The organism is Streptomyces sp. NPDC055966 (assembly GCF_042269865.1).
In the GTDB taxonomy this organism is placed as follows: Bacteria; Actinomycetota; Actinomycetes; order Streptomycetales; family Streptomycetaceae; genus Streptomyces.
The window spans coordinates 231,084-242,229 of the sequence record NZ_JBHJYK010000008.1 but is presented as its reverse complement, the minus strand read 5'-3'; the positions used below and the strand labels follow the sequence as shown (position 1 = coordinate 242,229).

13 protein-coding genes are annotated in these 11,146 nt (G+C 71.0%); 7 read left to right on the top strand and 6 right to left on the bottom strand.

Translation table 11 applies throughout. The features are described 5' to 3' along the window. The first annotated feature begins 146 nt into the window (after positions 1-146). The 3 genes from ACFC8N_RS19350 (at position 147) to ACFC8N_RS19340 (ending at position 2,610) form a co-directional block, all read left to right on the top strand. Positions 147-326: a DUF6104 family protein gene (locus tag ACFC8N_RS19350; RefSeq protein ID WP_003992906.1), complete on the top strand. Its 180-nt coding sequence runs from the start codon at positions 147-149 to the stop codon at positions 324-326. A gap of 231 nt (positions 327-557) precedes the next feature. After that, complete coding sequence (locus ACFC8N_RS19345) at positions 558-1,553, top strand: DUF4097 family beta strand repeat-containing protein (protein ID WP_356028875.1); 996 nt, start codon at positions 558-560, stop codon at positions 1,551-1,553. Between the two features lies 1 nt (position 1,554). Continuing rightward, on the top strand, positions 1,555-2,610 hold the full coding sequence (locus ACFC8N_RS19340) for a helix-turn-helix transcriptional regulator (RefSeq protein ID WP_376288867.1): 1,056 nt from the start codon (positions 1,555-1,557) through the stop codon (positions 2,608-2,610). 97 nt (positions 2,611-2,707) lie between these two features. Here ACFC8N_RS19340 and ACFC8N_RS19335 read toward each other — a convergent pair whose 3' ends face one another. The 4 genes from ACFC8N_RS19335 to ACFC8N_RS19320 form a co-directional block, all read right to left on the bottom strand. Next, positions 2,708-3,244 carry a Clp protease N-terminal domain-containing protein gene (locus ACFC8N_RS19335; protein ID WP_376288866.1) on the bottom strand — a complete coding sequence of 179 codons (537 nt, stop codon included), beginning with the start codon at positions 3,242-3,244 and terminating at the stop codon, positions 2,708-2,710. Next, on the bottom strand, positions 3,244-3,453 hold the full coding sequence (locus tag ACFC8N_RS19330) for a helix-turn-helix domain-containing protein (RefSeq protein WP_037851906.1): 210 nt from the start codon (positions 3,451-3,453) through the stop codon (positions 3,244-3,246). The genes ACFC8N_RS19335 and ACFC8N_RS19330 overlap by 1 nt, the downstream gene beginning before the upstream one ends. A gap of 80 nt (positions 3,454-3,533) precedes the next feature. Continuing rightward, positions 3,534-4,499 carry a zinc-binding dehydrogenase gene (locus ACFC8N_RS19325; RefSeq protein WP_356028883.1) on the bottom strand — a complete coding sequence of 322 codons (966 nt, stop codon included), beginning with the start codon at positions 4,497-4,499 and terminating at the stop codon, positions 3,534-3,536. A gap of 175 nt (positions 4,500-4,674) precedes the next feature. Continuing rightward, positions 4,675-5,898: an NADP-dependent malic enzyme gene (locus tag ACFC8N_RS19320; protein WP_356028886.1), complete on the bottom strand. Its 1,224-nt coding sequence runs from the start codon at positions 5,896-5,898 to the stop codon at positions 4,675-4,677. Positions 5,899-6,499: 601 nt separating this feature from the next. Between ACFC8N_RS19320 and ACFC8N_RS19315 the strand changes: the two genes are divergently transcribed. Genes ACFC8N_RS19315 through ACFC8N_RS19305 form a run of 3 tightly spaced genes read left to right on the top strand, consistent with a single transcriptional unit; the run spans position 6,500 to position 9,237 of the window. Further along, positions 6,500-7,462 (top strand): ABC transporter substrate-binding protein, encoded by a 963-nt coding sequence (locus tag ACFC8N_RS19315; RefSeq protein WP_356028888.1) that lies wholly within the window; start codon positions 6,500-6,502, stop codon positions 7,460-7,462. Positions 7,463-7,498: 36 nt separating this feature from the next. Next, the gene (locus tag ACFC8N_RS19310) at positions 7,499-8,431 is read left to right on the top strand and encodes an amino acid ABC transporter permease (RefSeq protein WP_356028891.1); all 933 of its coding nucleotides are present in this window, start codon (positions 7,499-7,501) and stop codon (positions 8,429-8,431) included. A gap of 53 nt (positions 8,432-8,484) precedes the next feature. Beyond that, the gene (locus ACFC8N_RS19305; protein WP_356029119.1) at positions 8,485-9,237 is read left to right on the top strand and encodes an amino acid ABC transporter ATP-binding protein; all 753 of its coding nucleotides are present in this window, start codon (positions 8,485-8,487) and stop codon (positions 9,235-9,237) included. A gap of 63 nt (positions 9,238-9,300) precedes the next feature. Here the strand turns inward: ACFC8N_RS19305 and ACFC8N_RS19300 are convergent, their stop codons facing one another. Next, positions 9,301-10,059, bottom strand: a complete 759-nt coding sequence (locus ACFC8N_RS19300; RefSeq protein WP_356028893.1) for a class I SAM-dependent methyltransferase — start codon at positions 10,057-10,059, stop codon at positions 9,301-9,303. A gap of 106 nt (positions 10,060-10,165) precedes the next feature. Here ACFC8N_RS19300 and ACFC8N_RS19295 point away from each other — a divergent pair, with 106 nt between their 5' ends. Then, positions 10,166-10,798 carry a CGNR zinc finger domain-containing protein gene (locus tag ACFC8N_RS19295; protein ID WP_356028895.1) on the top strand — a complete coding sequence of 211 codons (633 nt, stop codon included), beginning with the start codon at positions 10,166-10,168 and terminating at the stop codon, positions 10,796-10,798. Here ACFC8N_RS19295 and sodX read toward each other — a convergent pair. Next, positions 10,702-11,136: a nickel-type superoxide dismutase maturation protease gene (gene sodX, locus ACFC8N_RS19290; RefSeq protein ID WP_356029121.1), complete on the bottom strand. Its 435-nt coding sequence runs from the start codon at positions 11,134-11,136 to the stop codon at positions 10,702-10,704. The genes ACFC8N_RS19295 and sodX overlap by 97 nt on opposite strands. Positions 11,137-11,146: the final 10 nt, after the last annotated feature.

Sequence of the window (11,146 nt, the reverse complement as noted above, 5' to 3'; positions counted from 1 at the left end):
CCGCCGGGGCCGGCGGCTGCCTATCATTTTCCTGTTCTCGCCAGGCTCCTCAGGCGGAAGAGCGGCATCTTCCACCTCTCACAGGTTGAGGGTTCTTCCCGCCCGGGAGCGGCCCTATCCCTGCACTGAACGACGGAGCGGCATCCATGTACTTCACCGACCGAGGCATCGAAGAACTGGAGAAGCGGCGCGGCGAGGAAGAGGTCACCTTCGAGTGGCTCGCCGAGCAGCTGCGCACGTTCGTCGACCTGAACCCCGACTTCGAGGTACCGGTGGAACGCCTCGCGACCTGGCTGGCCCGCCTGGACGACGAGGACGACGAGTAGTCCCCTTCCCGGCGGATTCCCGGCGCTTTCCCGGCGGTACGACAGCGGCCCCTGGCGGGGCGGTACGGCGACACGGCCGCACCGCGACCGCCAGGGGCCGCAGCACGTGAGGCCCACGAAAGGGTGTCTTGACTTTCCGCGACCGCGATATATCGTGAATAGGGAAGACGCGATATGGCGCGTCGCGAGTGCGTCGCCGCGCTTCGCCCCGCCGTGCCCGAGGAGGTCCCCATGCCCGAATGGTCCGTGACAGAGCCCCGGAAGCTGACCTTCGACTCACGCGTGAGCGATCTCCGGGTCCGCATCGTCAGCGGAACAGTGAACGTGGTGGGCACGGAAGAAGGTTCCGCCCGCCTGGAGGTCTCGGAGATCAAAGGCCCGCCCCTCGTGGTCACCGAGGAGGACGGCCGGCTGACGGTGGCCTACGAGGACCTGCCCTGGAAGGGCTTCCTCAAGTGGCTCGACCGCAAGGGCTGGCGGCGCAGCGCCGTCGTCTCCCTCGCGGTCCCGGCGGACACGCGCGTGGAGGTCGGCGTCGTCGACGCCGACGCGATCGTCTCCGGCATCCACGGCCCCGCCGTCGTCAAGGGCGTGACCGGCGACACGACCCTGGTCGCCGTCTCCGGCCCGGTCCACGCGGACACCGTGTCGGGCAGCCTGGAGGCCCAGGCGGTCACCGGCGACCTGCGGTTCAACTCGGTCTCGGGCGACCTGACGGTGGTCGAGGGCTCCGGCCGCTCCGTCCGCGCCGACTCGGTCAGCGGATCCATGATCGTCGACCTGGACCCGGACGGCCCGACGGAGGTCAGCCTCACCAGCGTCTCCGGCGAGATCGCCATCCGCCTGCCGCACCCGGCGGACGCCGAGGTGGAGGCGAACACCGCGAGCGGCACGATCTCCAACGCCTTCGACGGACTGCGGGTGCACGGCAACTGGGGCGCCCACAAGATCACCGGCCGGCTCGGCGCGGGCACCGGCAGGCTCCGGGCCACCACGGTCTCCGGTTCCATCGCCCTGCTGCGCCGGCCACCGCGCGAGGACGAGAAGAGCACCCCGTGGGAGCCCGAGCCCCCACGGGCCCCCGGCACCGCCCCCGCCGCGGGCTCCCCGGCCGCCCCGGGGGAGAATTCCGTCTCCGGCCAGGACGCGCAGGCGACGGACGCCACCGGCGGCTCCGACACCTCCGGCACCCCGGCCGACGGTACGACCGACAAGAAGGTGCTCTGACATGCCCCCCGTCTTCGCCCACGGGCGCCTCCGCCTGTACCTGCTCAAGCTGCTCGACGAGGCACCGCGCCACGGCTACGAGGTGATCAGGCTCCTGGAGGAGCGCTTCCAGGGGCTGTACGCCCCCTCGGCGGGCACGGTCTACCCCCGCCTGGCCAAGCTGGAGGCCGAGGGCCTGGTCCGCCACACCACGGAGGGTGGCCGCAAGGTCTACTCCATCACGGACGCGGGCCGCGCCGAACTGGCCGACCGAAGCGGCGAGTTGGCCGACCTGGAGCTGGAGATCCGCGAGTCCGTCGCGGAACTGGCGGCCGAGATCAGGGCCGATGTGCGCGGCGCGGCCGGCGACCTGCGCCGCGAGATGCGCGCGGCCGCCACCGAGGCCCGCCAGGGCGCGCGGACGGGCGCGGCGGGCCCGTCCGGGGAGTACCTGGGCGGCGACAAGGAGTCCTGGCGCGTCGCCAAGGAGGAGATGCGCCGGGCCAAGCAGGAGTGGAAGGAGCAGGCCCGCCGCGCCAAGGACGAGAGCCGCCGGGCCCGCGAGGAGGCCCAGCGGGCCCGCCACCAGGCCCAGGAGGCGCAGGCGCGGGCGCGGGCCCAGGCGCAGGAGGAGATGCAGCGCATCGCCCGCCATGTCCAGGACCGAGTCCAGGACCACTTCACGCGCGGCGACTGGCCGACCGGCGTCCGCGAGGGCCTGACCGAACTGGCCAAGGAGTTCGGCGACTTCGGCAAGGAGTGGAGCAAGGGGCTGGGCAAGGAGCGGGGCTTCACCCGCACCCCGCAGGATACGGCCCAGCCCCCCACCACCCCGGCGCCCGACTACGTCGAGCCGGCCGAGGAGTTCCCGGCCGAGTACGAACCTTCCTGGTCCCACGAGGACTTCACCGGAGACCCGGCCCGCGACCTGGACCGCCTGCTGGACCGCTTCCGCGACGACATCCGCGACACGGCCCGCGACCACGGGGTCACCACCGACCAACTCCGCGAAACCCGCCACCACCTGTCCACGGCGGCAGCGCGCATCGCCGCCCTGCTGCACCAGCCGAAGCCCTGACGCACCCCCGGCCGCCGGGGCGCCCCCCAAGGACGCCTCGCCCGGCCGGGACGGCCCACCCGCCCGGCCGGAAGGTCCGGCGGGGCGGGTGGGCCCGTCACAGCACGCCCTGCACCGTCTCGTACGTCACCCCGTGATCCGCCAGGACCTCGCCCGCCACCCCGGGACGCATCGTCAGGGACAGCAGGATGTGTTCGTCGCCGATACGGCCGTCACGGCGGCCGGCGGCGCTGCGCAGGGCGCCCTCCAGGACGCCCTTCGCGCCCCGGTCGAAGGAGCGCCGGCCCGACCACCGGCCCCGGCCCGCAGGGCCGCCGGCCATCGCGCCCACGCCGTGCGCCTCCTCGACCCGGGAGACGATCTCGGACACGTCGATCCCGAGTCCCGCGAGCGCGTCCGTCTCGGCCCGTGACAGCCCGGCCCGCCGCCGGGCCTCGGCCAGCGCCTCCCGTACGGAGGCCTTGCGCTGCGCGAGCCCGAGCGCGGCCAGCGCGGTCGGCGCACGGCCGCTCTCGCGGTCGAGAAGGGCGAGCAGCAGATGCTCGGCGCCCACGGTCCGCTCCCCCGCCCGCTCGCAGTGGCCGACCGCGCCCTCGACGACCTCGCGGGCGTCCTTGGTGAAGCGTTCGAACATCACTGCCTCCCGTACTTCTTGTGCACGGCCTGCCTGCTGACACCCAGTTCCGCGGCGATCTCCTGCCACGACCAGCCCTGATTGCGCGCACTGCGCACCTGCACCGCCTCCAGCTGCTCCAGCAGCCTGCGCAACGCGGCCACGGCCCGCAGTCCCACCCGCGGGTCACGGTCACCGGCGCGCTCGGCGAGATCGGTTGCATCGGTCATGGTGTCAACCTACATTGACAGGACCGCCACGTCAACCAAAGTTGACATGGCGGTCCCGCCGGCCAACCGGCCGACCACACTCAGGAGTTGGTCAGCACGATCTTCCCGAACTGCTCCCCCGACGCCAGCCGCTCGAAGCCCTCGCGGGCCCGGTCCAGCGGCAGCTCCTCGTCGATGACGGGCCGTACCCCGGTCGTGGCGCAGAAGGAGAGCAGGTCCTCCAGCTCCTCCTTGGTGCCCATGGTCGAGCCGACGACCTTCAGTTCCAGGAAGAAGATCCGGGTCAGCTCGGCGTGCGAGGGCCGGTCGCCGCTCGTCGCCCCGGAGATGACGATCGTCCCGCCGGGCCGCAGGGACTTCACCGAGTGCGACCAGGTGGCCGCGCCCACGGTCTCGATCACGGCGTCCACCCGCTGCGGCAGCCGCGCCCCCGGCTCCACGGCCTCCACGGCCCCCAGCTCCAGGGCCCGCTTCCGCTTCGCCTCGTCCCGGCTGGTGGCGAAGACGCGCAGCCCCGCCGCCCTGCCGAGCACGATCGCGGCCGTGGCGACCCCGCCACCCGCGCCCTGCACGAGGACCGAGTCACCGGGCCGTACCCCGGCGTTGGTGAACAGCATCCGGTACGCCGTGAGCCACGCGGTCGGCAGACAGGCCGCCTCGGCGAAGGACAGCTCCTTGGGCTTGGGCAGCACGTTCCAGGTCGGTACGGCGACCTGCTCGGCGAAGGTGCCCTGGTAGCGCTCCGTGAGGATGGAGCGCGGCTCGTCCGGGCCGACGCCGTGGCCGGTCTGGCCGATGACGGAGTGCAGGACGACCTCGTTGCCGTCCGCGTCGACCCCGGCGGCGTCGCAGCCGAGGATCATCGGCAGCCGGTCCTCGGGGAGGCCGACGCCGCGCAGGGACCAGAGGTCGTGGTGGTTGAGGGAGGCGGCGCGCACATCGATCGTGCTCCAGCCGGGCCGGGCCTCGGGAGCCGGACGCTCCCCCAACTCAAGGCCGGTGAGCGGCTGGTCGCGGTCGATTCGGGCGGCGTAGACAGCGAACATGGGCCCGACGATAGGTGCGCGGATCAGCCGAGGGAACCAGGCACCCCTGTGACACATGCCCTCTTGCGCACCGGCACCCGTGCGGCGCAGACCGCGCGGCCGGCGCCGCGGAGAGCCCCTGACACGACTGGCCCCGCCTCAGCAGGCGGGGCCAGTCGATCCGGAGGTGTGTGCCCTAGAGGCGCGCGACCCCTTCGGCGCGGGCGGCCGCGGCCACCGCCGCGGTCACGGCCGGGGCGACCCGCTCGTCGAACGGCGAGGGGATCACGTAGTCGGCGGCGAGGTCGTCGCCCACCACGGCGGCCAGCGCCTCCGCGGCGGCGATCTTCATGCCCTCGGTGATCCGGGTGGCCCGCACCTGGAGCGCGCCCGCGAAGATGCCCGGGAACGCCAACACGTTGTTGATCTGGTTCGGGAAGTCCGAGCGCCCGGTGGCGACGACCGCCGCGTACTTGTGCGCGACGTCCGGGTGGACCTCGGGGTTCGGGTTGGCCATCGCGAACACGAAGGCGCCCTCGGCCATGGAGGCCACGGCCGCCTCGGGCACCGTACCGCCGGAGACGCCGATGAAGACGTCGGCGCCCGCGAGGGCGTCCTCCAGCGAGCCGGTGATGCCCGCCTTGTTGGTGAAGCCGGCCACCTCGCGCTTGACCGGGGTGAGGTCCTCCCGGTCGGCGGAGATGACGCCCTTGCGGTCCGTGAGGGCCACGTCCCCGACGCCGGCCCCGATCAGCATCTTGGCGATGGCCACACCGGCCGCGCCGGCGCCCGAGATGACGGCCCGCAGGTCGCCGATCTCCCGGCCGCTCAGCTTCGCCGCGTTGCGCAGCGCCGCGAGCGTCACGACGGCCGTGCCGTGCTGGTCGTCATGGAAGACCGGGATGTCGAGGCGCTCCTGGAGCTGCTTCTCGATCTCGAAGCACCGGGGCGCCGAGATGTCCTCCAGGTTCACGCCGCCGAAGGACGGAGCGAGCCGGACGACGGTCTCGACGATCTCGTCCACACCCGTGCAGTCGAGCGCGATCGGGACCGCGTCGACGCCGCCGAACTGCTTGAAAAGGATCGCCTTGCCCTCCATCACGGGGAGGGAGGCCTGGGGACCGATGTCCCCGAGCCCGAGCACGGCCGTACCGTCGGTCACGACGGCGACCACGTTGGACTTCCACGTGTAGTCGTTGACCAGTTCCGGCTGCTCCGCGATCGCGGTGCACACGCGCGCGACGCCGGGCGTGTACGCGAGGGAAAGGTCGTCCTTGTCGCGGACCGGCACGGTGGCCTGCACGGCCATCTTGCCGCCGCGGTGCAGCGCGAACGCCGGATCGAAGGACTCCAGGGGCTCGGCCCCGGCGTCCTGGTCCGTATTGCTGTCGCTGCGAGGATTGACGATCTCCGCTGCCACTTTGTCTTACCCCTTAGGTATGCATGGTTTGAGGGTCGACCACTCCTGGTGAGGGGTGGGCGGGCACCGCGTACGGCCCGATTGCTGATACGTACGAGCACATACACGACGGGCGCGCCGCACACGCGCCCTGAGCCCCGGATGAGGGGTGTAAAGAACCTTCTTACCGGACGGACGGTGCCCACGACGAGTCCATTAGGTCCAAGGTCACATCTGACAACCAGAGAGCCACACGCAGATGACACGAGGCTGACGTCCGCCCCAAGGGCGCGGGGCCGGGCCCGCAGTCGGGCCCGCAGCCAGGCGCAAGCCGCCGCTACGCGGGTAGATACATGGACCACATCGTGAGATGCGCCGAAGATTCTCCGGCATAAGTGCTGGATTTCCGCAGATGGTCCGGCGGCCAACGACCGTTGTTGCGCCGACCTGATGCGGTTCGGGGGGTCACCCGTTATGCGATTTTGACATAGTCGCCACCTCGAATGGCGCAGTCCGAATGGCAAGATGCCGTAAACCCGCGAGGTCGTGACACCCGAAGGTGTGTGTTCCAGTCGACCCATCGGTACTTCTTCATCTCTTCCCATCCGCCGGAGGATCCACGATGACCGCACGTTCCACCCGTCGTACCACCGCCACGCACTCCCGTCTGGCCGCGGTGGGGGCGATCGCGGTCGCAGGCGCCCTGCTGGTCACCGGCTGCGGCGACCAGACGAAGGACAAGAACAAGGGCTCCGGCAGCGGCTCCTCCGTCGCCGGCGCGCCGCTCAGCAGCAAGCTCCCGGCCGACATCCGGAACAAGGGCGAGATAAAGGTCGGATCGGACATCGCGTACGCCCCCGTGGAGTTCAAGGACTCCTCCGGCAACGTCACCGGCCTCGACCCCGACCTCGCGGCGGCCATGGGCAAGCAGCTCGGCGTGAAGCTGACCTTCGAGAACGGCACCTTCGACGGCCTGCTCACCGGTCTGCGCTCGGGCCGCTACGACATCGCGATGTCCGCGATGACGGACAACAAGAACCGCCAGCAGGGCGTCGACCCGGACACGGGCAAGAAGGTCGGCGAGGGCGTCGACTTCGTGGACTACCTGACCGCCGGCGTCTCGATCTACACGCGCAAGGGCGACACCCAGGGCATCAACGGCTGGGCGGACCTGTGCGGCAAGAAGATCGCCGTCGAGCGCGGCACCGTCTCGGAGGACCTGGCCAAGCAGGAGGCCAAGAAGTGTCCGGGCGGCAAGAAGCTCTCCATCGAGCCCTTCGACGACGACCAGCAGTCCCAGACCCGGCTGCGCTCGGGCGGTGTGGACGCCGCCTCCTCCGACTTCCCGGTGGCCGCGTACGCGGTGAAGACCTCCGGCGGCGGCAAGGACTTCCAGACCGTCGGCCAGCAGGTCGAGGCGGCCCCGTACGGCATCGCCGTCTCCAAGGAGGCCACGCAGCTGCGCGACGCGCTCCAGGCCGCGATGAACGCGATCATCAAGAACGGCGAGTACGCGAAGATCCTCCAGAAGTGGGGCGCCCAGGACGGCGCCGTCCAGCAGTCCGTGATCAACGGCGGCAAGTGACCCGCGCAGGCGAGCGGCCACTGAGAGGCAACACCCGTGACTGACAACGAGAAGACGGCCGGGGCGGCGCCCGCGGCCCGCCCGGAGGCCGTCAGGGCCATCCCGGTCCGCCACTACGGACGGTACGTCACCGCCGTCGTGGCCATCGCGATCCTCGTCGCGATCATCTACGCGTTCGGCCAGGGCAAGATCAACTGGCACGCGGTGCCGGAGTACTTCTTCGACCACCGGATCATGACCGGTGTCAGCAAGACCCTCCTGCTGACCGTCCTGTCGATGCTGATCGGCATCGTCGGCGGCATCGTCCTCGCGATCATGCGGCTGTCGAAGAACCCGGTGACCTCGTCGATCGCCTGGTTCTACATCTGGTTCTTCCGCGGCACCCCGGTCCTGGTCCAGCTGTTCCTCTGGTTCAACCTGGGCCTGGTCTTCGAGTACATCAACCTGATGCCGTTCTACAAGGACTACTGGTCGAACTTCATGACGCCGCTGCTGACGGCGCTGCTCGGCCTGGGTCTGAACGAGGCGGCGTACATGGCCGAGATCTGCCGGGCGGGCCTGCTCGCGGTGGACGAGGGCCAGACCGAGGCGGCCCACGCGCTCGGCATGAGCCACGCCAGGACCCTGCGCCGGGTGATCATCCCGCAGGCGATGCGCGTGATCGTGCCGCCGACGGGCAACGAGGTCATCAACATGCTGAAGACGACCTCGCTCGTGGCGGCCGTCCAGTATCCCGAGCTCTTCCGTTACGCCCAGGACATCGGCCAGAACTCCGGCGCCCCGGTGGAGATGTACTTCCTCGCCGCGGCCTGGTACCTGATCATGACGTCGATCCTGAGCGTCGGCCAGTACTACATCGAGCGGTACTACGCCCGCGGCTCCAGCCGCAGCCTGCCGCCGACCCCGTGGCAGAAGGTGAAGGCCAACATGTTCTCGCTGGGCCGGCCGAAGGGAGCGGTGAGCGCATGAGCGACAAGCTGAACGAGACCGAGGGCGCCGCCCCCGTGCGCGGCGGCGTGCCGATGGTCAGGGCGCAGGGCGTGCACAAGTCCTTCGGCCACGTCGAGGTGCTCAAGGGCATCGACCTGGAGGTGAAGCCGGGCGAGGTGTTCTGCCTCATCGGCCCCTCCGGCTCCGGCAAGAGCACGTTTCTCAGGTGCATCAACCATCTTGAGAAGATCAACGCCGGCCGGCTGTACGTCGACGGCGAGCTGGTCGGCTACCGCCAGCAGGGCGACAAGCTGTACGAGCTGCGCGACCGCGAGGTCGCCATGAAGCGCCGGGACATCGGCATGGTCTTCCAGCGCTTCAACCTGTTCCCGCACATGACGGCCGTGGAGAACGTCATGGAGGCACCGGTCCAGGTCAAGGGGGCCGGCAAGGCGCAGGCCAAGGAGCGGGCCATGCAACTGCTGGAGCGCGTGGGCCTGGCCGACCGGGCCGGGCACTACCCCTCGCAGCTCTCCGGCGGCCAGCAGCAGCGCGTGGCGATCGCCCGGGCGCTCGCGATGGACCCGAAGCTGATGCTGTTCGACGAGCCGACCTCGGCCCTGGACCCGGAGCTGGTCGGTGACGTCCTGGACGTCATGCGCGATCTCGCCGAGTCCGGCATGACGATGGTCGTCGTCACGCACGAGATGGGCTTCGCCCGCGAAGTGGGCGACAGCCTGGTGTTCATGGACGAGGGCGTGGTGGTCGAATCCGGCCATCCGCGGGACGTCCTGACCAACCCGCAGCACGAGCGGACGCAGTCGTTCCTGTCCAAGGTGCTGTGAGCGGGTGACGCGGCGAGGGGCGGTACGGATCTCCCGTACCGCCCCTTTTCGCCCGTGAACGGCCTACTTCACGGCGAGCAGCAGCGTGTCCGACGGGGAGCACCACACCGCCCGCGCCTCGCCGAAGCCCCGGGCCAGCAGCGTGCGCGCGTGCCACGCGGCCGAGGGCGTGTCGCCTTCGGCGTGCTCGCCGTAGATCTCGAAGCGGCGGGCGGTGGGCTCGGCGAGCACCGGGTCCTGCGCCGCCAGCTGCCACCACTGGGCCCAGTCCACGACACCGTCCTCCTTGGCCCGATCCATCCGGGCGTGGCGCTGGGCGCGCTCGGCCGCGTTGATCCGGGGCGTGCCCTCGTCGATCATGTGGTCCGCGTTCATGAAGACACCGCCGTCGCGGACCAGCCCCGCGACCTGGCCGTAGAGGGTCGCGAGGGGTTCGCTGTGCAGCCAGTGCAGGGCCGTGGCGGTGAGGACGGCGTCGTAGGAGTCGTACGGCAGCTGCGCCGACCACGCGGGGTCCTTGAGGTCGGCGGTGACGAAGGAGACCCGCGCGTCGCCCGCGAAGGTGCCGCGCGCGATGGCGAGCAGGGCCGGGTCGAGGTCGACGCCGGTGCTGGTCGCCTCCGGGAAGCGGGCCAGCAGCCGGGCGGTGATGCTGCCGGTGCCGCACGCGAGGTCGAGGACCCGCGGGGCCGTCCCGACCAGCGCCTCGACCATGTCCAGCATGATCCGGAACCGCTCCTCGCGGTCCGGCATGTACCACTCCTGCTGCCGGTCCCAGCTGTGCTGCCAGGCGGCCCAGTCGGTGCCCGTGCTCGTCGTCATCGGATCCGTCCCCCTTGTCCACAAGGCATGCGTAATACCCTGGATGCACGACCGGCTGTTACCCGACCGCAGACACGACCATAAAGCGCCCTCGTAAGGACTACAAGTGGAACTGGCCTATTACTCGGATTACGCCGTCCGTCTCGTCAACAGCGAGGAACCGGCGCGGGGGAAGGACTCCCTGACCTCGGTCGAGGCCGTCCGCGATCTGTTCGGCGCCAACAACTCCTCCACGGCCCGGCGCGCCACCGACGCCGACGTCACCCGCTTCCGCTCGGTACGGGCACGGCTGCGCGCGGTCTTCGAGGCGGCGGACCAGGGCGACGAGACGCTGGCCGTGGACCTGCTGAACTCGCTGCTCCTGGAGTTCCCGGTCAGCCCGCAGATCTCCGGGCACGACTTCCGGGACGAGGACGGCCGCCCGCTGTGGCACATGCACCTGGCCGACCACCCGTCCAACCCGACCGCGGGCTACGCCGCCATCGCGGCGATGGGCCTGGCCTTCCACCTCACCGAGTACGGCGTCGACCGGCTGGGCCTGTGCGAGGCGGCCCCGTGCCGCAACGCCTATCTCGACACGTCCACCAACCGCTCCCGGCGCTACTGCTCGGACCGCTGCGCGACCCGCGCCAACGTCGCCGCCTACCGGGCCCGCAAGCGCCTGGAGGCCGACCGGTCCGGCAGCAGCGGCCGCGCGGCCGAGAGCACCCAGCGCGCCAGCGCCAGCGGCGAGCGCTGACCGGCGGGCCACGGCCGGTACCTGAAGTACGCCTTCCCCAGGACCAGTTCGTCCGGTACGACCCCGTAGTCGGTGCTGTCCCCGCCCGCGTACGGGTTGTCCCCGAGCACCCACCAGCCGCCCTCGCGCCGCTCCACGGCCCGCTTGACGACGAGCAGATCCTGCTGGAACGGATGCCGCAGCACGACGACGTCCCCCGGCCGCACGACCGCTCCGTACCGCAGCAGCAGCCGGTCCCCGTGCCGGAGCGTGGGCACCATGGACGGGCCCGTCACCTCGGCCAGCCCGAACGGCGCCCCGGCCCTCCCCCGTTCGGTCTCCTGCGACAGCTCCGGCATCCCCGGCACC